General features: G+C 65.5%; 21 protein-coding genes. 14 read left to right on the forward strand and 7 right to left on the reverse strand.

Features of this window, described 5'->3' with window-relative positions:
• The coding region (locus AYJ54_RS39860; protein ID WP_245329246.1) for a penicillin-binding protein activator at nucleotides 1-994 on the forward strand (994 nt) is incomplete at its 5' end.
• Between the two features lie 107 nt (nucleotides 995-1,101).
• Here the strand turns inward: AYJ54_RS39860 and hemW are convergent.
• The 3 genes from hemW to rph are packed head-to-tail and all read right to left on the reverse strand — an operon-like array spanning nucleotide 1,102 to nucleotide 3,602.
• Nucleotides 1,102-2,256, reverse strand: a complete 1,155-nt coding sequence (hemW, locus tag AYJ54_RS39865) for a radical SAM family heme chaperone HemW (protein ID WP_063707973.1) — start codon at nucleotides 2,254-2,256, stop codon at nucleotides 1,102-1,104.
• A complete protein-coding gene (gene rdgB / locus AYJ54_RS39870; RefSeq protein ID WP_063707974.1) occupies nucleotides 2,243-2,878 on the reverse strand; it encodes an RdgB/HAM1 family non-canonical purine NTP pyrophosphatase in 636 nt (211 codons plus the stop codon). The genes hemW and rdgB overlap by 14 nt, the downstream gene beginning before the upstream one ends.
• Before the next feature lie 10 nt (nucleotides 2,879-2,888).
• Nucleotides 2,889-3,602: a ribonuclease PH gene (gene rph, locus AYJ54_RS39875; RefSeq protein WP_063707975.1), complete on the reverse strand. Its 714-nt coding sequence runs from the start codon at nucleotides 3,600-3,602 to the stop codon at nucleotides 2,889-2,891.
• A 166-nt stretch (nucleotides 3,603-3,768) separates the two neighbouring features.
• Between rph and hrcA the strand changes: the two genes are divergently transcribed.
• Both hrcA and grpE read left to right on the forward strand, forming a co-directional pair.
• Complete coding sequence (gene hrcA, locus AYJ54_RS39880; protein ID WP_063707976.1) at nucleotides 3,769-4,857, forward strand: heat-inducible transcriptional repressor HrcA; 1,089 nt, start codon at nucleotides 3,769-3,771, stop codon at nucleotides 4,855-4,857.
• A 112-nt stretch (nucleotides 4,858-4,969) separates the two neighbouring features.
• Entirely contained in the window at nucleotides 4,970-5,584 is a 615-nt protein-coding gene (gene grpE / locus AYJ54_RS39885) for a nucleotide exchange factor GrpE (RefSeq protein ID WP_063707977.1), read from the forward strand.
• Between the two features lie 63 nt (nucleotides 5,585-5,647).
• Here grpE and pncA read toward each other — a convergent pair whose 3' ends face one another.
• Both pncA and AYJ54_RS39895 read right to left on the reverse strand, forming a co-directional pair.
• A complete protein-coding gene (pncA, locus tag AYJ54_RS39890; RefSeq protein WP_063707978.1) occupies nucleotides 5,648-6,370 on the reverse strand; it encodes a bifunctional nicotinamidase/pyrazinamidase in 723 nt (240 codons plus the stop codon).
• 121 nt (nucleotides 6,371-6,491) lie between these two features.
• Entirely contained in the window at nucleotides 6,492-7,430 is a 939-nt protein-coding gene (locus tag AYJ54_RS39895; protein ID WP_063707979.1) for a hypothetical protein, read from the reverse strand.
• Nucleotides 7,431-7,817: 387 nt separating this feature from the next.
• Between AYJ54_RS39895 and dnaK the strand changes: the two genes are divergently transcribed.
• The 8 genes from dnaK to AYJ54_RS39935 all read left to right on the forward strand — a co-directional run bounded on the left by dnaK (nucleotide 7,818) and on the right by AYJ54_RS39935 (nucleotide 15,445).
• A complete protein-coding gene (gene dnaK / locus AYJ54_RS39900) occupies nucleotides 7,818-9,719 on the forward strand; it encodes a molecular chaperone DnaK (protein ID WP_063707980.1) in 1,902 nt (633 codons plus the stop codon).
• Nucleotides 9,720-9,972: 253 nt separating this feature from the next.
• The gene (dnaJ, locus tag AYJ54_RS39905; protein ID WP_063707981.1) at nucleotides 9,973-11,100 is read left to right on the forward strand and encodes a molecular chaperone DnaJ; all 1,128 of its coding nucleotides are present in this window, start codon (nucleotides 9,973-9,975) and stop codon (nucleotides 11,098-11,100) included.
• 88 nt (nucleotides 11,101-11,188) lie between these two features.
• Nucleotides 11,189-11,788 (forward strand): class I SAM-dependent methyltransferase, encoded by a 600-nt coding sequence (locus AYJ54_RS39910; RefSeq protein WP_063707982.1) that lies wholly within the window; start codon nucleotides 11,189-11,191, stop codon nucleotides 11,786-11,788.
• A gap of 57 nt (nucleotides 11,789-11,845) precedes the next feature.
• On the forward strand, nucleotides 11,846-12,424 hold the full coding sequence (locus tag AYJ54_RS39915; protein WP_063708002.1) for an NADPH-dependent FMN reductase: 579 nt from the start codon (nucleotides 11,846-11,848) through the stop codon (nucleotides 12,422-12,424).
• A 6-nt stretch (nucleotides 12,425-12,430) separates the two neighbouring features.
• A complete protein-coding gene (gene pyrF, locus AYJ54_RS39920) occupies nucleotides 12,431-13,141 on the forward strand; it encodes an orotidine-5'-phosphate decarboxylase (protein ID WP_063707983.1) in 711 nt (236 codons plus the stop codon).
• A gap of 24 nt (nucleotides 13,142-13,165) precedes the next feature.
• Complete coding sequence (locus tag AYJ54_RS39925; RefSeq protein ID WP_063707984.1) at nucleotides 13,166-13,474, forward strand: DUF1330 domain-containing protein; 309 nt, start codon at nucleotides 13,166-13,168, stop codon at nucleotides 13,472-13,474.
• 317 nt (nucleotides 13,475-13,791) lie between these two features.
• Nucleotides 13,792-14,607, forward strand: coding sequence for a 4-hydroxy-tetrahydrodipicolinate reductase (dapB, locus tag AYJ54_RS39930; protein WP_063707985.1), 816 nt, complete (start codon nucleotides 13,792-13,794; stop codon nucleotides 14,605-14,607).
• 214 nt (nucleotides 14,608-14,821) lie between these two features.
• The gene (locus tag AYJ54_RS39935) at nucleotides 14,822-15,445 is read left to right on the forward strand and encodes a 2,3-bisphosphoglycerate-dependent phosphoglycerate mutase (RefSeq protein WP_063707986.1); all 624 of its coding nucleotides are present in this window, start codon (nucleotides 14,822-14,824) and stop codon (nucleotides 15,443-15,445) included.
• A 166-nt stretch (nucleotides 15,446-15,611) separates the two neighbouring features.
• Here the strand turns inward: AYJ54_RS39935 and AYJ54_RS39940 are convergent, their stop codons facing one another.
• A complete protein-coding gene (locus AYJ54_RS39940) occupies nucleotides 15,612-16,508 on the reverse strand; it encodes a methylated-DNA--[protein]-cysteine S-methyltransferase (protein WP_063707987.1) in 897 nt (298 codons plus the stop codon).
• Nucleotides 16,509-16,563: 55 nt separating this feature from the next.
• Nucleotides 16,564-17,082 carry a DUF2244 domain-containing protein gene (locus tag AYJ54_RS39945; RefSeq protein WP_063707988.1) on the reverse strand — a complete coding sequence of 173 codons (519 nt, stop codon included), beginning with the start codon at nucleotides 17,080-17,082 and terminating at the stop codon, nucleotides 16,564-16,566.
• Between the two features lie 22 nt (nucleotides 17,083-17,104).
• On the opposite strand from AYJ54_RS39945, the gene nth reads away from it, so the two are divergent.
• From nth to AYJ54_RS39960, 3 genes are all read left to right on the forward strand, one after another.
• Nucleotides 17,105-17,857, forward strand: a complete 753-nt coding sequence (gene nth / locus AYJ54_RS39950; protein ID WP_063707989.1) for an endonuclease III — start codon at nucleotides 17,105-17,107, stop codon at nucleotides 17,855-17,857.
• A 96-nt stretch (nucleotides 17,858-17,953) separates the two neighbouring features.
• Entirely contained in the window at nucleotides 17,954-19,099 is a 1,146-nt protein-coding gene (locus AYJ54_RS39955; protein ID WP_063707990.1) for an HlyD family secretion protein, read from the forward strand.
• Nucleotides 19,086-20,714: an MFS transporter gene (locus AYJ54_RS39960; protein WP_063707991.1), complete on the forward strand. Its 1,629-nt coding sequence runs from the start codon at nucleotides 19,086-19,088 to the stop codon at nucleotides 20,712-20,714. The genes AYJ54_RS39955 and AYJ54_RS39960 overlap by 14 nt, the downstream gene beginning before the upstream one ends.
• The last annotated feature ends 63 nt before the right edge of the window (nucleotides 20,715-20,777 follow it).

The raw sequence follows: 20,777 nt of genomic DNA on the forward strand, positions 1-20,777 counted from the left end.
CCTGCCGCTCTCGGCCGCCGGCAATGCCGGGCTTGCCGCGCAATCCATGCGCAACGCCGCCGAGATGGCGCTGGCCGAGTTTCAGAATCCCAGCATCCAGCTCCTGATCAAGGACGACAACGGCAGCCCACAAGGCGCGCAACAAGGCGCGCAGCAGGCGGTCGACGAAGGCGCCGAGATCATCCTGGGGCCGCTGTTCGCGCAGTCGGTCCCGGCGGTGGCGCAGGTGGCGCGTGCACGCGGCATCCCGGTGATCGCGTTCTCGACCGACTCCAGCATCGCCGGGCGCGGCGTGTATCTGCTCAGCTTCCTGCCGGAGTCCGACGTCAACCGCATCATCGAATATTCCGCGAGCATCGGGAAACGTTCCGTCGCCGCGCTCGTGCCCGAGAATGCCTATGGCAACGTCGTCGAGGCGGCGTTGAAGGCGGCGGTGCCGCGGCGCGGCGGCCGCCTCGTCGCCTTCGAGAAATACGGCTCCGATCGCGCGACGCCGGCGCGCAACGTGGCGCAGCAGCTCGGCAGCGCTGATGCGCTCTTCATTGCCGACGATGGCGATGCCGTCGTTGCGGTGGCGGATGCGCTCACGGCGGCGGGTGCGAACCTGCGCAACATCCAGTTGCTCGGCACCGGCCTTTGGGACAATCCGCGGGTCTATGCCAGCGCTGCGCTCCAGGGCGGCCTCTACGCCGCGCCGGATCCGGCCGGCTTCCGCGGTTTCTCCGGACGCTATCGCACCAAATTCGGCGGCGAGCCGGTGCGCACCGCGACGCTCGCCTATGACGCCGTGGCGCTCGTCGCAGCGCTCGCACGCACGCAAGGCACCACGCGCTTCTCGCCCGACGTGCTTACCAACCCCTCCGGCTTTGCCGGCATCGACGGCCTGTTCCGCTTCCGCGCAGATGGGACGAACGAACGTGGCCTCGCAGTGATGAAGGTGACCGCGGGCGGCGGCGTTGCGGTGGCGGGCTCGCCGAAGAGTTTTGGGGCGTAGCTGAATCGCTGCCTTGTAGCCCGGATGGAGCGAAGCGAAATCCGGGTTCTATCCGCGTGGCGAGACTCCCGGATTGCGCTTCGCTCCATCCAGGCTACGACGTCTCGCTACGCCGCCAAATCCGCGACCACCGCGTCCAGCACCGGGAATCCGCTGCTGGTCACGCGGAGCCGTCCCGTCACGTCCACCGTAATCGCGCCTTCCTCGCGGAGCAGCGCGATGCGGCGGGGGTCGAGCGGACGTCCGGAGAGCGCGGTGTAGCGCTCGGGGTCGATGCCTTCGGCGAGACGCAATCCCATCAGCAGGAATTCGTCGGCGCGCTCTTCGCTGTTGAGGAGATCGTCGGTGACGACGCCGTGGCCGTTGGTTTCGACCCGCATCAGCCAGGCTTCGGGGCGCTTCTCGGTGGCGGTCGCGTGCCTGATGCCGTCGATGTCGAGCCGACCGTGCGCGCCGGGGCCGATGCCGGCATATTCCTCGCCGCGCCAGTAGACGAGATTGTGCCGACACTCGGCGCCGCGCCGCGCGTGATTTGAAATCTCGTAAGCGGGCAGGCCGAACTTGTCGCAAGTCTCCTGCGTCACGTCATAGAGCGCGCGCGCGACGGCTTCGTCCGGTGTCTTCAGCTTGCCGGCCTGGTGCAGGCCGAAGAACGGCGTGCCTTCCTCGATGGTGAGCTGGTAGAGCGACAGATGCTCAGCCGCTTCATCGATGGCGTGGCGCAGCTCACCGGCCCACATCGCCGGCGTCTGGTCGGGGCGGGCGTAGATCAGATCGAAGGAGTAGCGATCGAACGAGCGGCGCGCGATCGCCACCGCATCGAGCGCCTCGCGCGCGCTGTGCAGGCGGCCCAGCGTTTTCAGCGAGACGTCGTCGAGCGCCTGGACGCCGAGCGAGACGCGGTTGACGCCGGCTACGCGATAGCCGGCGAAGCGTGTGGCTTCGACACTGGTCGGGTTCGCCTCCAGCGTCACTTCGACGTCATCGGCGACGTGCCAATGCCTGCCGATCGCATCGAGCACGGCGCCGACCGTTGCCGGCTGCATCAAGGACGGCGTACCGCCGCCGAGGAAGATCGAGGTGACTTCGCGGCCGGGTGCGCGCGCGGCGGTGGTCGCGATCTCGCGCGCGAACGCCGCGGCGAAGCGCGCCTCGTCGATCGCGGCGTGGCGGACATGGCTGTTGAAATCGCAATAGGGGCACTTCGACAGGCAGAATGGCCAGTGCACGTAGACGCCAAAGGCTTCCTTAGCGCGGCTCAAGGCAGATCTCCGCCAGTTTGACGAAAGCGCGGGCGCGGTGCGAGAGGCCAAGGCCGAGCGGCGGCAGGCCGTGCTTCTCGATGCCGGTCATCTCGCCGAAGGTACGGCTGTAGCCGTCCGGCAGGAACATCGGATCGTAGCCGAAGCCGGCCGTGCCGCGCGGCGGCCACACCAACGTGCCGTCGACGCGCGCCTCGACCTCTTCGAGGTGGTCGTCAGGCCAGGCGACGCAGAGTGCGGAGACGAAATGCGCCGAGCGCTTGTCCGGCGTGGCGGCGCCACGCTCCTGCAAGAGGCGCTCGATCTGCGCCATCGCAGCGGCAAAATCCTTGGAGGGACCGGCCCAGCGCGCGCTGTAGATGCCGGGCGCGCCGTCGAGCGCGTCGACGACGATGCCGGAATCATCAGCGAAGGCCGGGAGCTTCGCCGCTTGCGCCGCCGCGATCGCCTTGATCGCGGCGTTGCTGCGAAAATCGTTGCCGGTCTCTTTGGGCTCCGCCAGGCCGAGCTCGCCGGCCGAGATCGCCTCGACACCATGAGGTGCCAAGAGCTCCCGCATCTCGGCGAGCTTGCCGGGATTGTGGGTCGCGATGACGAGCTTGTCCGTGATTCGGCGGTGCATGGCCTATTGACTACGCCACCGCCAGTTTCTGCAAGTCCACGAGACGCGCGACGCCCTTGCGCGCCAGCGCTATGAGCGCCAGGAACTCGGTTTCCGTGAACGGCTCGCGTTCCGCGGTGCCCTGCACCTCGATGATGCGGCCGTCGCCGGTCATGACGAAATTGGCGTCGGTTTCGGCCTCGGAGTCCTCGGCGTAGTCGAGGTCGAGCACCGGCGTGCCATTATAGATGCCGCAGGAGATCGCGGCGACGTTGTCGCGCAGCACGTTGGCCTTGATCATGTTGCGCGCCTTCATCCAGTTGACGCAATCGGCGAGCGCGACCCAGGCGCCGGTGATCGAGGCCGTGCGCGTGCCGCCGTCGGCCTGGAGCACGTCGCAATCGACCGTGATCTGGCGCTCGCCGAGCGCTTCGAGATCGATGATGGTGCGAAGCGAGCGGCCGATCAGGCGCTGGATCTCGACGGTGCGGCCGCTCTGCTTTCCGGCCGAAGCCTCGCGGCGGGTGCGCTCCAGCGTGGCGCGCGGCAGCATGCCGTATTCGGCGGTAACCCAGCCGCGGCCCTGGCCCTTCAGCCAGGGCGGCAGGCGGTCTTCCAGCGTGGCGGTGACCAGCACGTGGGTGTCGCCGAATTTCACCAGGCAGGAGCCTTCCGCATATTTGACCACGCCGCGCTCAAGCGTCACGGGGCGCAATTCGTCGGGCGCACGGCGACTTGGCCGCATGGGAAATCCTCCAAAACTCACGGGAAAAGGCTGTTCGCGGTGCTTGTAGGAGCGGGAAGGGTGGGCGGCAAGGTTTTTTCGCCCCCGATATCCGCCCCTCAACGTCGCGCTTGTCAGAACCGCCCTGGATGGACAAATTATAAGCGTCTGAGAGGAGTTAACGTCTGTGGCCCATCACGATCCGATCCATCTGATCGCGCCGCACACAGGCCTTGCCCAGCTCAACGAGCGTTCCCGCGACATCTTTCGTCAAATTGTCGAAAGCTACCTCGCGACCGGTGAGCCGGTCGGCTCGCGCAACATTTCCCGGCTGATTGCGGTTCCGCTGTCGCCGGCCTCGGTGCGCAACGTGATGGCCGATCTCGAGCAGCTCGGCCTGATCTACGCCCCGCACACCTCTGCCGGTCGGCTGCCGACGGAACTCGGCCTGCGCTTCTTCGTCGACGCCCTGATGCAGGTCGGCGAGCTGACCGAGGCCGAGCGGCAGTCGATCCAGAGCCAGCTCGCCTCCGTCGGCCAGGCCCAGTCGGTCGAGGCGGTGCTCGACCAGGCGCTGACCAGGCTCTCGGGCCTCACCCGGGCCGCCGCGGTGGTGCTGACGCCAAAGTCCAATGCGCGGCTGAAACATATCGAATTCGTTCGCCTGGAACCGGAGCGGGCCCTGGTGATCCTGGTCGGCGAGGACGGCCAGGTCGAAAATCGCGTGCTGTCGCTGCCGCCTGGGGTTCCCTCGTCGGCGCTGACGGAGGCCAGCAATTTCCTCAATGCGCGAATCCGCGGCCGGACGCTGGCCGAGGCACGGCTCGAGCTCGAGACCGCGCTGGGGCGGGCCCGCGCGGAGCTCGATCAGCTGACGCAGAAGGTGATCTCGGCCGGTATCGCGAGCTGGTCCGGCGGCGAGAGCGAGGACCGCCAGCTGATCGTGCGCGGCCACGCCAATCTGCTCGAAGACCTGCATGCGCTGGAGGATCTCGAGCGGGTGCGGCTTCTGTTCGACGACCTCGAGACCAAGCGCGGCGTGATCGACCTGCTCGGCCGCGCGGAGACCGCGGAGGGCGTGCGCATCTTCATCGGCTCCGAGAACAAGCTGTTCTCCCTGTCCGGTTCCTCCACCATCATCTCGCCCTATCGGGATGCCGCCGGCCATATCGTGGGCGTCCTCGGCGTGATCGGGCCGACGCGGCTGAACTATGCCCGCGTGATCCCGACCGTGGATTACGCCGCCCGCATCGTCAGCCGCCTCCTGGGCGGCTGATCTTGGGTGGCTGCCCCCCGTTTTCGGTCGATCACGGGCGCTTGATTTTCGCGCTCCGAGGCACGATATCCCCGCCAACAAATCCCTTTATGAGAGTTCGAGAAGGCAGCCGATGACTGAGCAAGACCGGCAACCCGAAGACACGGCCGCGCCGACCGGCGAGCCCGTGGTGTCGAAGCCCTATGTGATGCCCGACGATCCCGAGCCCGGTTCGGTCGAGATGTTGCAGAAGGAGGCGGCCGAGGCGCGCGACCGGATGCTGCGGACGCTGGCGGAGATGGAGAACCTGCGCAAGCGTACCATCAAGGAGGTCGCCGATGCCCGTCTCTATGGCATCACCGGCTTTGCCCGCGACGTGCTCGATATCGCCGACAATCTCCAGCGCGCGCTCGATGCCGTCCCGGCGGAGGACCGTGCCAATGCCGACCCCGGCCTGAAATCGCTGATCGAGGGCGTCGAGCTCACCGAACGCTCGCTGCTCAATGCGCTGGAAAAGCACGGCGTGAAGAAGTTCGATCCGCAGGGCCAGAAGTTCGACCCGAATTTCCAGCAGGCGATGTTCGAAGTGCCCGATCCGTCGGTGCCATCAGGCACCGTGGTGCAGGTCGTGCAGGCCGGCTACACGATCGGCGAGCGCGTGCTGCGCCCGGCGCTGGTCGGTGTCGCCAAGGGCGGCGCCAAGGCAGCGTCCGCGGCCAACAACAACGAGCCGAACAGCGCGGCGTAAGGCATCCTCAGGAGGCATTCCGGGTTCGATGCTTCGCGTCGCCCCGGAATGACGGCTCTGGTCTTACGCGCTCACCGCGATATCACCCGACTGAATCCGCTTCACGCCGGCCCTGGCCATGTCGGCCCAGGCCTTGGCCAGCGAGCCCTGGGTGTCGATGCCGCGGCAGGCGTCTTCCACGACATAGACCTCGAAGCCCGCCTTGCGCGCGTCGAGCGCGGTCCAGGCGACGCAGAAGTCTGTCGCCAGACCTGCGACGAACACGCGCTTGATCTTGCGCCCCTTGAGGTAGCCGGCGAGGCCGGTCGAGGTCTTGCCGTCGGCCTCCAGGAACGCCGAATAGCTGTCGACATCCTTGTGAAAACCCTTGCGGATGATGAGCTCGGCCTGCGGGATCGAGAGATCTTTCGACAGGGCAGCGCCGTCAGTGCCCTGCACGCAATGGTCCGGCCACAGCACCTGCTTGCCGTAGGGCAGGTCGATGGTCTCGAACGGCTTCTTGCCGGAATGCACCGAGGCGAACGAGACGTGACCGGGCGTGTGCCAGTCCTGCGTCATCACCACGTTCGAAAACGCTTTCGCGATTTTGTTGATGACGGGCACCACCTGCTCGCCTTCCTTCACGGCAAGGCTGCCGCCGGGCAGGAAGCAGTTCTGAACGTCGATCACGAGCAGCGCGGATGCATCATCCGGCTTGATCGATGCCGCCGCCAGGACCGCATTTGAAGCGAGGGCCGAAAGCGCCGTCGTCCCAAGCGCCGCCAAGACTTGTCGCCGATCCAGCATCGTCCGCCTCCCTCCACGATGAACCCAACGGGAGAGGAGCCTAGTTCCGCTCGTTTACGAACAGAAGCCTGAAAATGCAGCCGGCCCTGTCCAGCGCTTGAGCTTGTCAGCCCTTGGTTCGCTAGCCTTTCGGCTGGATGCCGTCGCGCACGGCGCGGAAGCGGGTGAAGGCGCTCGACCACTGGTCGCGCGGGGCGCTGGCGATGATGCGCAGCGAGGTGCTGCCGCCGAAGCGGATCCACTGCACCACCGTCACCGGGGTTTTGTCCTTGCCGCTGACGCCGTCGATCCGGGTCTCAAAGCCCTGCTGGCCGTTGATGCGGATCGGCTCGGACATGGTGACGCGCGACTCGCGCACGCCGGGGATCTGGAGCGCCGCTTCCTGCGCGAAGCGGGCGCGGTCGTCGGCCTGCTGCGGCGTTGCGCCGATCAGGCCGAGGATCATGTACGGCTTTGGCTCGAAGCCGGAGGCCTCATCGCCATCGGCGAGGATGATGCTGACTCCGGGCGCCAGCGTGCGGACGTTCTTGAAAGCAGCGAGATCGGTGATCTTGAACGGCATCAGCGCGATCTGCTCGTCGACCGACACCTCCCTGCGGGTGACGGTGCTCGCAAACATCTGCCGCACCGCCTCGTCGGTGTAGATCTTGGTGGCGTTCTCCGGGATCTGCACGGCGACGTAGCCGGAGAAGCCGGCGCCCGGCACGATCATCGAGTAGCGCTTCACCGGGGTATCGCCGGCCTTGCCGCTCTCGGTGGTGAAATAGGCAAGACCCGCGGGCGTCTCGATCTTGTCCTGCTTGACGCCGCCGGTGCCCGCAGGATTGGCGTTGAAGGCGCTTGCGACCTCGCCATAGGCCGCCGGCGGCAGCTCGGTGACCAGCACCTTGACGCTGCCGTCCTCGTTCTCGAACCCCGGAAAGGTCTTGGCCTTGTTGAGGCCGATCAACGGCACCATGCCGAGGCGCAGCCCGGGCGGAAACACGGCATCGGCGGAGGCGGCCGGAAGCGCGGAGACGACGAGCAGGGCGAGCGCGGCGAGGGGGCGAATGAGCTTCATGGGCACTCTACTTGGTTCACATTGAGGCCGTTCGATGGTGGGCCATCGGGCCCCTTTGTCGCGTCAGGCCGCCTCGATCGCGTGGCGGTCCGGCGGCCCGCCTTTTAGCGGGTTTGGCCTCCCCGCAACAGGGTCGGGGCAGCCCCGCGGCGACGGCGGGACCTGTTAATAATTCCTCACCTGCAAGGCCGGTGGCACCCGGATATGATCTTCCAAAACCCAATGTTTTCACGGCCGAAACTTGCGTTCGGTCCTTGCGGGCCCCTCCCCCCCTCCTATATGAGCCTCAACCATCGCAATATCGCGGATGTTTGATCTTAGGGGGTTTTGGATCGGGTGCCTTCTGGGCCCAACCAACCTGCCGTAATAAAGAAGGATATCAGGACCATGGGAAAGGTCATTGGGATCGACCTCGGCACCACGAACTCGTGCGTCGCCGTAATGGACGGCAAGAACGCCAAAGTCATCGAGAATTCCGAAGGCATGCGCACGACGCCTTCGATCGTCGCTGTCACTGACGACGGCGAGCGCCTCGTCGGCCAGCCCGCCAAGCGCCAGGCTGTCACCAATCCCGAGCGCACCTTCTTCGCAGTGAAGCGCCTCATCGGCCGCCGCTACGACGACCCGATGGTCGAGAAGGACAAGAAGCTCGTTCCGTACAAGATCGTCAAAGCTTCCAACGGCGACGCCTGGGTCGAGGCCGACGGCCAGACCTATTCGCCCTCGCAGGTCTCGGCGTTCATCCTGCAGAAGATGAAGGAGACCGCGGAAGCCCATCTCGGCCAGAAGGTCGACCAGGCCGTCATCACCGTTCCCGCCTACTTCAACGACGCCCAGCGCCAGGCGACCAAGGACGCCGGCAAGATCGCGGGCCTTGAAGTGCTGCGCATCATCAACGAGCCGACCGCCGCTGCGCTCGCCTATGGTCTGGACAAGACCAAGGCCGGCACGATCGCCGTGTACGACCTCGGCGGCGGCACGTTCGATATCTCCATTCTCGAAATCGGCGACGGCGTGTTCGAGGTGAAGTCGACCAACGGCGACACCTTCCTCGGCGGCGAAGATTTTGACATGCGCCTGGTCGGCTACCTCGCCGACGAGTTCCAGAAGGAGCAGGGCATCAACCTGCGCAACGACAAGCTCGCGCTGCAGCGCCTGAAGGAAGCCGCTGAAAAGGCCAAGATCGAGCTGTCGTCGACGACGCAGACCGAGATCAACCTGCCCTTCATCACCGCGGACCAGACCGGGCCGAAGCATCTGACGATGAAGCTCACCCGCGCCAAGTTCGAGGCGCTGGTCGATGACCTCGTTCAGAAGACCATCGAGCCCTGCCGCAAGGCGCTGAAGGATGCCGGCGTCACCGCCGGTGAGATCGGCGAGGTGGTGCTGGTCGGCGGCATGACCCGCATGCCGAAGGTCCAGGAAGTCGTGAAGCAGCTGTTCGGCAAGGAGCCGCACAAGGGCGTCAACCCGGACGAAGTCGTGGCGATCGGTGCCGCGATCCAGGCCGGCGTGCTCCAGGGCGACGTCAAGGATGTGCTGCTGCTCGACGTGACCCCGCTGTCGCTGGGCATCGAGACGCTGGGCGGCGTGTTCACCCGCATCATCGACCGCAACACCACGATCCCGACCAAGAAGAGCCAGGTGTTCTCGACCGCCGAGGATAACCAGAACGCGGTCACCATCCGCGTCTTCCAGGGCGAGCGTGAAATGGCGGCCGACAACAAGATGCTCGGCCAGTTCGACCTGATGGGCATCCCGCCGGCCCCGCGCGGCATGCCGCAGATCGAGGTGACCTTCGACATCGACGCCAACGGCATCGTGAACGTCTCGGCCAAGGACAAAGCGACCGGCAAGGAGCAGCAGATCCGCATCCAGGCCTCCGGTGGTCTGTCGGAAGGCGACATCGAGAAGATGGTCAAGGACGCCGAGGCCAATGCCGCGGCCGACAAGAAGCGCCGCGAGGCGGTCGACGCCAAGAACCATGCGGACGCGCTGGTGCATTCCACCGAGAAGGCGCTGGCCGAGCACGGTTCGAAGGTCGCCGAGGGCGAGCGCCGCGCCATCGAGGATGCCGTCAGCGACCTCAAGGAAGCGCTGAAGGGCGACGATGCCGAGGCGATCAAGGCCAAGACCAACACGCTGGCCCAGGCTTCGATGAAGCTTGGCGAGGCGATGTACAAGCAGCAGGCCGAGGCCGATGCGGCCAAGGACGCTGCAAAGGACGACGTGGTCGACGCGGAATTCACCGAGGTCGACGACGACAAGAACAACAAGAAGTCCGCCTGAAACCCTTAGAGGGTGATGATGCGGACGGCTTGGACCCCACACCCGCTACCAGCCTCCCCCCTCGCGGGGGAGGCCGTCGTGTCGGGCCGGACGGGGCGCTTCCCCGTTACGATCAATCAATTCCCAGCCGTTATTCTCAACGCTGCTTGGCAGCCCTTTGCCGTAAGGCGGAGGACTGCTTACATCGTCGCGTGGCAACGCCGTTTCTGCCTGGCCCCGACTTGAACTTGCGATTGGATAGACCGAGTCCGACATGTCCACCAAGCGCTGCTACTACGAAACCCTCGAAGTCGATCGAGACGCCGACGAGTCCAAGCTGAAGGCGTCCTTCCGCAAGCTGGCGATGAAATTCCATCCCGACCGCAATCCCGGGGATGACAGCAGCGAAGTCCGGTTCAAGGAAATCAACGAGGCCTACGAGGTCCTCAAGGACAAGGACAAGCGCGCCGCCTACGACCGTTACGGCCACGCCGCCTTCGAGCAGGGTGGTTTCGGCGGCGGTGCCGGTTTCGGTGCGGGCTTCGCCTCCTCCTTCTCGGACATCTTCGAGGACCTGTTCGGCATGGCCGGGCAGCGCGGCCGCGGCGGCCGCGAGCGCGGCGCCGACCTGCGCTACAACATGGAGATCACGCTCGAGGAAGCCTTCGGTGGCAAGACGGCGCAGATCGAGATTCCGGTCTCCGTCACCTGCGAGGCCTGCTCGGGCACTGGTGCCAAGGCCGGCACCAAGCCGAAGACCTGCTCGACCTGCGGCGGCGCCGGACGCGTGCGCCAGTCGCAGGGCTTCTTCACGCTGGAGCGCACCTGTCCCGGCTGCCAGGGCCGTGGCCAGATGATCGAGGATGCCTGCCCGTCGTGCTCCGGACAGGGCCGCGTCACCCGCGAGCGGACGCTGTCGGTCAACATTCCCCAAGGCGTCGAGGACGGCACCCGGATCAGGCTCGCCGGCGAGGGCGAGGCGGGCGTCCGCGGCGGCCCGCCCGGCGACCTCTACATCTTCCTGTCGCTGGCCCAGCACCAGTTCTTCCAGCGCGACGGCGCCGACCTGCATTGCCGCGTGCCGATCTCGATGGTGACGGCTGCCCTTGGCGGTGAATTCGAGGTGCCGACCATCGAGAAGGGTAAGACCAAGGTGAAGGTCCCCGCCGGGACCCAGTCGGGCCGCCGTTTCCGCATTGCATCAAAAGGCATGCCGGTGCTGCGCTCGCGCCAGATGGGCGACATGTATGTCCAGGTCGTCGTCGAGACCCCGCAGAACCTCACCAAGAAGCAGCAGGAATTGCTGGCCGAGTTCGAAAAGCTCTCTTCCGGCGCGACGCAGCCCGAGTCCGCGGGTTTCTTCGCCAAGGTCAAGGATTTCTTCGGTAATCGGGCGAATTGACTCGGCTTGACCGTATCGTCCGCGGCCTATACCTCTTTATGACCATTTTCTGACACGCCGCGGCGACGCGGTCCCGTCCGGTCCAGACATGCCCATGCCATCGTCCGCGCGTGCGTTGAAGAAGCCTCGTCTTGATGACGAGGTCCGTTTTCTCCGATCGTGGATCGAAAAGCCCCTGCATATGGGCGCGGTGATGCCTTCGGGTAAGCTGCTGGCCCGGACCATGGCCCATTACGTCGACGTCGATTCGGACGGACCAGTGGTCGAGCTCGGGCCCGGCACCGGCGCCATCACTTCGGCGCTTATCGAGCGCGGCATCGATCCGAAGCGCCTCGTCCTCGTCGAATACAATCCCGGCTTCTGCGCGCTGCTGCGCGACCGCTATCCACAGGCCAAGGTCGTGCAGGGCGATGCCTATCGCCTGCGCGACACACTCTGGAACGTGCTCAGCGCGCCGGCCTCCGCAGTCGTCTCCGGACTGCCGCTTGTGACCAAGCCGATGCTGACGCGGCTGCGGCTCATTCGCGACGCCTTCGCAGCGCTGGCGCCCGGCGCGCCCTTCGTGCAGTTCACCTATGCGGTGGTGCCGCCGATCCCGAAATCGTTGCCTGGCGTGTCCACAGAGGCCTCGGAACGGATCTGGATGAACCTTCCGCCGGCCCGCGTCTGGGTGTATCGCAAGGACTAATTCCGCCGGCATCTCTCTTTGCGCGGCGGGCTCGTTTCGCCGAACGCATTGGATTGGATGCCCGCACCAAGAATTCTGGTCATTCCCGGCTCGCTGCGCACCGGCTCGCACAATGCGAAGCTGGCAGCAGTCGCTGCTTACGAATTCGCCCAGGCCGGCGTCGACGTTACCCGCATCTCGCTGGCCGATTTTCCGCTGCCGATCTATGACGAAGATCTGTACGTGAAATCCGGTGTGCCCAAGCACGCGGTCAACCTGAAGCGCATGATCGGCGCGCATCAGGGGATCTTGATCGTCACGCCCGAATACAATGCCTCGGTGCCGCCGCTCCTGAAGAACGCGATCGACTGGGTCAGCCGCGTGCAGGATCCGCACGAGGCGCGCGGCGAAGTGTTCCGCAATCGTGTCTTCGCGCTGGCCGGCGCCTCGCAGAGCCGGCTTGGTGCATCCCGCGCGCTCGGGGCGTTGCGGCTGATCCTGACCTCCTGCCACGCCGATGTGATTGCCAGCCAGCTCGCGCTCGCCTTTGCCGACCAGGCCTATGACGATATGGACAGGCTCAAGAACCAGGCCGATATCGACGCGCTGAAGGAAATGGTGCGGCAGTTGATCGACGTTTCCCAACGCATGATGTGAGGTGACATGACGCCAGCCGAAATCGCCCCCAAGGACCGCCTGATCGTCGCGCTCGATTTGCCGAGCCCCGAGGCTGCGGAGGCGATGGTCAACCGGCTCGGCGATAGCGTTACGTTCTACAAGGTCGGCTACCGCCTCGCTTATGCCGGCGGGCTGCCGCTGGTGGGCAAGCTCGCCGACAAGGGCAAGAAGGTCTTCCTCGATCTCAAGCTGCACGACATCGGCAACACGGTGATGCAAGGCGTCGAAAGCATCACGAGGTTAGGCGCGACCTTCCTCACCGTGCATGCCTATCCGCAGACCATGAAGGGCGCCGTCGAAGGCCGCGGCAGCGCAAGCCTGAAGATCCTCGCCGTTACGGTGCTAACCTCCTACAACGACGACGATCTTCACGCGGCCGGCTATCGGCTAAGTGTTTCCGAACTGGTCGAAGCGCGCGCCCAGCAGGCGCAGGTGCTCGGCGTCGATGGCCTCGTCTGCTCACCGGAGGAGGTGGGCAGCTTGCGCAAGATCGTCGGGCATCAGATGAACCTCGTCACCCCCGGCATCCGGCCGGCGGGCGCTGCCACCGGTGACCAGAAGCGCATCATGACGCCGGGACGCGCGATCGCAGCGGGCGCCGACTATCTCGTCGTCGGGCGGCCGGTGGTGGAAGCCGCCGATCCGAGTGCGGTCGCCGAAGCCATCCACGCCGAGATCGCGCAAGCGCTCGGCTGACATCAACAGAGCAGGAGAAGAAGAATGGCAGCAAAAGGCTACTGGATCGGACGTGTCGACGTATCCAATGACGAGGGCTACAAGCCCTATGCGGTCGCCAATCTCGCGATCTTCAAGAAATTCGGCGGACGCTATGTCGTTCGCGGCGGACGATTCGCCACCGTCGAAGGCCAGAGCCGCGCCCGCAACGTGGTGATCGAATTCCCGGACTACGACGCCGCGATCGCCTGCTACAATTCGCCGGAATACCAGGCCAACATCAAGGTGCGCCAGCCGCACTCCATCGCCGACCTCATCATCATCGAGGGCTATGACGGCCCGCAGCCGTCGTAGGGTTTGAAGTCCTAGCTTTCATCTTTTCACGGTGTGGACCTTACCCTCCCCTGGAGGGGTCCGAGACGAGCGTAGCTCGCGCATGGGTCGGCACGCGATCGAGCGAAGCGAGATTGCGTGACGGGGTGGGGTGATCTCTCCACTCCGGCACTGTTCGTCGCGGAGGAACCGTCACTCCACCCCGCTCGCGCTGTGCGCGATCGCCCCTCCCCCTCCAGGGCCCTCCAGGGGAGGGTAACAGACGTCATGCTGTCGCGTCCCGCTCGGTTGCCGGAACTGCATCCCGCGGCTACAACGGCCCTGAAGAGGATCACACCATGGCCGATATGCGTTTGATTGTAGCGGGAGCCGGCGGCCGGATGGGCCGCGCGCTGACGCGGGCGATTGCTGAGAGCCAAGGCGCGGTACTGGCCGGTGCGCTTGAGGCGCCGGGTTCGGAACTGCTCGGCAAGGATGCCGGCGTGCTTGCTGGCCTGCCAGCCAATGACGTCAAGCTTTCCGCCGATCTCTGGGCGATGTCGAAGGATGCCGACGGCATCCTGGATTTCACCGTGCCGGCGGCGACCATCGCCAATGTCGCGATCGCGGCCCAGCGCGGTCTCGTGCATGTCATCGGCACGACCGGGCTTTCGGCCTCCGACAATGCCGTGATCCAAAGCGTCACCAACCGCGCCGTCGTCGTGCAGTCCGGCAATATGAGCCTCGGTGTCAACCTGCTCGCCGCCGTGGTCAAGCGTATGGCCAAGGCGCTGGATGAGACCTTCGACATCGAGATCGTCGAAGCCCATCATCGCATGAAGGTCGATGCGCCCTCGGGCACCGCGCTGATGCTGGGTCAGGCCGCCGCGGCCGGCCGTGGCGTCTCGCTCGAAGACCATTCGGCGCGTGGCCGCGACGGCATCACCGGTGTGCGCCGGCCCGGCGACATTGGCTTTGCCTCCTTGCGCGGTGGCACCGCGGCCGGCGATCACAGCGTGAGCTTTCTCGGCCCGTTCGAGCGCCTGACGTTGTCGCATCACGCCGAGGACCGCATGCTGTTCGCACACGGCGCGCTGAAGGCGGCGCTGTGGGCGCATGGCAAGAAACCGGGGCACTACACCATGGCCGACGTGCTGGGCCTCTCCGACATCTGAACGAACCAGGATGATCACTCGTTGTAACCGTAAGCTCCCTTCACCTCTCCCCACCGGGGAGAGGTCGATTTGCGCAGCAAATCGGGTGAGGGGGCTCAGGTTCCTCGAGGGACCGCTCCCCTCACCCGGCGCTTCGCGCCGACCTCTCCCTATGGGAGAGGTTTGGCGCCGCCGATGCCGCAACCATCAAACTTAGTTCCGTATGGAAGGTAAAATGAGTGAACGCCTACTCGTGCTCGTGCGCCACGGCCAGAGCGAATGGAATCTGAAGAACCTGTTCACGGGATGGAAGGATCCCGGTCTCACCGAGCAGGGCGTGGCGGAAGCCAGGGAGGCTGGCCGCAAGCTGAAGGCGCAAGGGCTCGTCTTCGATGTCGCCTTCACCTCGGTCCTGACGCGCGCCCAGCAGACGCTCGATCTCATCCTGGGCGAGCTCGGGCAGGAGGGGCTGCCGACAGCGAAGGACCTCGCGCTGAACGAGCGCGACTATGGCGATCTCTCCGGCCTCAACAAGGACGACGCACGCAAGAAATGGGGCGAGGAGCAGGTGCACATCTGGCGCCGCTCCTATGACGTGCCGCCGCCCGGCGGCGAAAGCCTGAAAGACACGCTGGCCCGCGCGCTGCCCTATTACGTGCAGGAGATTTTGCCCGGCGTGCTCAACGGCAAGCGCACGCTGGTTGCCGCCCACGGCAATTCGCTGCGCGCGCTGATCATGGTGCTGGAAAAGCTCTCGCCCGAAGGCATTCTGAAGCGCGAGCTCGCGACCGGCGTGCCGATCATCTACCGGCTCAACGCGGATTCGACGGTGGCGTCGAAGCTGGATCTGGCGTCGTAAGTCGGCTCCGCACATTCGATGTCATCCTGGCTTTCGCCAGGACGACGGTGTGGTGGCAGAAGCCGTAGGGCGGGCAAAGCGAAGCGAGCCCACCATGCATCAACATTCGCGGAACCGTGGTGGGCGCGGCGCTATGCGCCCTTTGCCCACCCTACGAGAGCGAACCTTACTGCACCCCCATCCGCCCCGCTTCCCAGCCCAGCATCGCCTGCTTGCGGGTGATGCCCCAGTGATAGCCGGTGAGGGTGCCGTTCTTGCCGAGCGCGCGGTGGCAGGGCACGACGAACGAGACCGGGTTCTTGCCGACGGCCGCGCCAACGGCGCGCGAGGCCTTTGGACTGTCGATGTTGCAGGCGATGTCGGAATAGGACACCGCGCGTCCCATCGGGATCTTGAGCAGCGTCTCCCACACCCGCACCTCGAAATCGGTGCCGATCAGGACCACGCGCAAGGGCTGGTCCGGCCGCCAGAGTTTTGTGTCGAAGATACGCTCGGCGAGTGGCGCGGTCCCCTCGTGGTCCTCGACGTAAGTGGCCTTCGGCCAGCGTCGGGTCATATCGGCAAGCGCGATCTTCTCTTCACCGGGATCGGCGAAGGCGAGGCCCGACAATCCGCGGTCGGTCGCGATCACGATCGCGGTGCCGAAGGGCGACGGATGGAAGCCGTAGCGCAGCGTCAGTCCCGCACCGCCATTCTTCCACTCGCCCGGCGACATCGCCTCATGGGTGACGAAGAGGTCGTGCAGCCGGCCGGGCCCCGACAAGCCGGAGTCGAGCGCCGCGTCGAGAATGCTCGCGGAATCCCTGAGCAGGCTCTTGGCATGGTCGAGGGTGAGCGCCTGCATGAAGGCCTTTGGCGTGATCGAGGCCCAGCGGCGGAACAGATGGTGCAATTCATCCGGCGTGACCCCGGCGGCATCCGCCATCGCCTCGATGGTCGGCTGCGCGCGCCAGTTCTCCGAGATGAAGGCGATCGCCCGGCGCACGGAATCATAGTCCCGCAGCGCGGCGTTCTGGTGGCCCGGTCTGGCCAGGCGCTGGTCATGTATGGCGAGTGTCATCATGACCGGAAATGTAGGAGAGGGGGCGGCGCGAAACCACCCGATTTCCGACGCGGGATCAGGTGACCGGGTTGTAGGTCGGACCCCGCCTGGCGGCGTTCAGTGCGTAGATTAAGGCCTTGGCAAAGCTGGATTTTTCGTCCGGTCCCAGGAACCCGCCAATGGACAGGCATTGGCCCTTCGAGATCAGATAGAGGTGCTCGAGGCCAAACTCCTCGTCGACCTCCTGGTCGAGGCGGACCCAGAGCGGGTTGAACACCCATTCGGCAACCTGGCCGCGATGGCTCACGCGCCGCACGCGCAATTCCGACGGCGTGACGGTGATTTCCTCGCTCGCCCGCGCGGCGCGGAAATTGACCTTGAAGGCCCACCAGATCACCAGCACGTCGAGGCCGAAGAAACCGAACACCGGCCATGCGCCCATCATCAGGAAAGCGATGCCGGTGACGAAACTGACGGCACTCAAGAACAGCATCACCGCGAGAAAGCCGGTGCGGTTGAGCGAGCGGTGCGGCGTCAGCAGCGCGGAGAAGATCAGCACCTCGCTCTCGCGCTCAATTTCGTTGCCTGTGCTCATCGTCCCTCAGTATATCCCGATCATGGCGAAAATCATCCGCAAGGCGGCCCCGCGCAAACCGGCCGTGCCGAAGAAGAAGGCAAAGAAGGCCGCGGGTCAGCCGAAAAGGCCCGCGAAGACCTCGCTCAAAGCCACTAAACCCTGGACGCCCGCCGAGATCCGTGAAGCCTTCAGCCGTTTCCGCGAAGCCAATCCGGAGCCGAAGGGGGAGCTCGAGCATCTCAATCCCTTTACGCTTCTGGTTGCCGTGGTGCTATCGGCGCAGGCGACCGACGCCGGGGTCAACAAGGCAACGCGCAAATTGTTCAAGGTTGCCGACACTCCGCAGAAGATGCTCGACCTCGGCGAGGAGCGCCTTCGCGAGTACATCAGGACCATCGGCCTCTACCGCACCAAGGCCAAGAACGTGATCGCGCTGTCGGCGAAGCTGCTCGGCGAATTCGGCGGCGAGGTGCCGCCCACGCGTGCCGAGATCGAGTCATTGCCTGGTGCCGGGCGCAAGACCGCCAATGTCGTGCTCAATATGGCTTTCGGCGAGCACACCATGGCGGTCGACACCCATGTCTTCCGCGTCGGCAACCGCACAGGGCTCGCGCCCGGCAAGACACCGCTCGAAGTCGAGCTTGGTCTCGAAAAGGTGATCCCGCCCGAATTCATGCTGCATGCGCATCATTGGCTGATCCTGCACGGCCGCTATACTTGCCTCGCGCGCAAGCCGCGTTGCGAGGTATGCCTGATCAACGATCTCTGCCGCTGGCCGGAGAAGACGGTCTAAGTCAGAATTCACTGTCATTCCGGGTTCGATGCTTCGCATCGCCCCGGAATGATGATGGTAAGAGCCGCGTTCAGGCGAAGTGGTTGGGGTGATGTCGTGAGTCAACAAGAGCAAGTCGCACCGTCACTGCCACCCGCCGCAGCGCCGGCCGCGCCGTCCAAGCCGGCACTGCCGCCGGCCAGCTCGCTCTGGAGCCGCCTCGCGATTCCGCTGCTTGCCGTGATCGTCGCGCTCGGCTTCGTCGCGCTGGCGACTCTGCAGTTCGACGCATGGGTCGGCAATGCGGTGATCCAGACCACCAATGACGCCTATGTGCGCTCCGATTTGACGCGGCTCTCCAGCCGCGTCGCCGGCGAGGTGCTGAACGTTGCCGTGACCGATTTCCAGCGGGTCAAGGCCGGCGACCTCCTGATCCAGATCGACCCCGCCGATTACGAGGCCCAGGTCGCGCAGGCGGAAGCTTCGGTTGCCGCGGCGCAGGCCGTGCTCGACAATCTGAGCAACCAGATCGAGCTGCAATATGCGACCATCGCCCAGGCGCAGGCTGCACGTCTCTCGGCGGAGGCTCTTGAGGTCCAGGCGCGGCAGGAACAGGAACGCCAGCAATCGCTGGCGCAGACCGACGCCGGGACACGGCAGCGGCTCGAGCAGGCGGTAGCTAGCTACGCAAAGGCGCAGGCCGATACGCGCGCCAGCCGCGCGGTGATCGCGCAGCAGCAGCATCAGCTCGAGGTCCTGCAAGGCACCAAGAAGCAGCGCGCGGCCGATCTCGAAGCCGCCAAGGCGACGCTCGCCAGCGTCAAGCTCAAGCTCGGCTATACAAAAATCACCGCACCGTTCCACGGCGTCGTCGGCGAGCGCCAGGTGCAGCCCGGCGACTACGTCAACATCGGCACCAATCTCATCAACGTGGTGCCGCTGCCGAACGTCTATGTGATCGCGAACTACAAGGAGACGCAGCTCACCCATGTGCAGCCGGGGCAGCCGGTCGAGATCACCGTGGACAGCTTCCCCAACGAAAAGCTGCGGGGCCGGGTCGAGCGCATCGCGCCGGCGACCGGCGCGCAGGTAGCGCTGTTGCCGCCGGACAACGCGACCGGCAACTTCACGAAGGTGGTACAGCGCATCCCCGTGCGCATCCAGTTCGACGACAACCAGCCGCTGCTGGCGCGGCTTGTGCCGGGCATGTCGGTCGTCACCAGGATCAACACCAACGGCGCGGGCGCGAATGGCGGCAAATGACGATGCCGGTCGCGGGCCGGTCTCGCGTGGCGGCATCGCGCGGCAGCCACTGTTTGCCGTGGGTGCGGTGCTGCTCGGCTCGTTCCTTGCCAATTTCGACAGCCGCCTGACCACCGTCGGCCTGCCCGATCTGCGCGGCGCATTCTCGCTCAGCTTCGATGAGGGGGCCTGGCTTTCCACCGCGGGCATCGGCTCGCAGATATTCATCGCACCCGCGGTGGCCTGGCTCGCGACCGTGTTCGGGCTGCGACGGGTGCTTGGCATCCCGAGCCTTGTCTACGCCGTCGTCTCGCTGATCATTCCCTTCGTGCGCGACTATCCGACGCTGATCGCGCTCAGCGTCGCGCACGGTCTGCTCCTCGGCACCTTCGTGCCGGCGACGCTGATGATCGTGTTCCGCAACCTGCCGACCCACTGGTGGATTCCGGCGATCGCGATCTACTCGATCCGCGTCGGCTTCGCGTTCGACACCTCGACCTCGCTGGTCGGCTTCTATGTCGAGCATCTCGGCTGGCAATGGCTGTACTGGCAGGGCATGGTGATCGCGCCTTTGATGGGCCTGATGGTCTATCTCGGCACGCCGAACGAACCGGTCAATCGCGCGCTACTGCGCGAGGCGGATTGGGGCGGCATGCTGCTGCTCGGGGCATCTGTCTCGATGATCTATGCCGGTCTCGATCAGGGCAATCGCCTGGACTGGCTCGGTTCCGGAACGGTGATGGCGCTGCTCGCCGGCGGCATCGTGCTGTTCGCGGGCTTCCTCATCAACGAGACGCTGGTGCGCCAGCCCTGGGCCCATGTGAACGTGCTGTTCTCGCGCAATATCGGGCTGTCTCTGGTCGTGATCCTGCTTTACACGCTGACCAGCCTTTCCAACTCGACGCTGGTCCCGAATTTCCTCGCCACCATCGGCCTGCTCCGGCCGGAGCAGAGCGGCCTTCTGCTGCTGACCTACGGCGCGCTGCCGATGTTCGTGCTGGTGCCGATCTCGATCTGGCTGCTCCGGCACTTCGATACGCGCCTCGTCGTGGTGCTGGGATTTTCCAGCTTTGCCGCCGCCAATCTCTGGGGCACCCAACTCACGCATGATTGGGCGCGCGAGGACTTCATCGGCATCGTGCTGCTGCAAGCGATCGGCCAGTCGCTGACGCTGCTGCCGCTGATCATCACGGCGGTGTCCAACTCCGATCCGAGCCGCGCCACCGCCTTTGCCGCCTATATCCAGATCATGCGGCTCGGCGGCGCCGAGATCGGGGTGGCGCTGATGGGGACGTGGCTGCGCGTCCGCGAGCAGATCCATTCCTATTATCTCGGCCAGCACATCATCACCGGCGATGTCGACGTGGTGCGGATGCTGAAGCAGCTCGCCGATCACTTCGCAGCCCATGGCGCAGGCGCGGCGCAGGCGCGGGCGGTCGGAACGCTCGCGAGCTTCGTCCAGCGCGAGGCCAATGTGCTCGCTTACATCGATGGCTTCTGGCTTTGCTTCTGGCTCGCGATGACGGCGCTCGGCTTCATCGCGTTGATCACCCGTGCGCCGCCGGGGCCGTTCACTCCGGAGCCGTTCGGCTTCGCCAAGATGGTGCTCCGCAAATGCGGGGTGTCGGTGGTTTAGGGCGCGCATTGCTGCAGCCTAGGAATGCACTTCACCTCTCCCGAAGGGAGAGGTCGGATCGCA

Source organism: Bradyrhizobium centrolobii (assembly GCF_001641635.1).
GTDB lineage: Bacteria > Pseudomonadota > Alphaproteobacteria > Rhizobiales > Xanthobacteraceae > Bradyrhizobium > Bradyrhizobium centrolobii.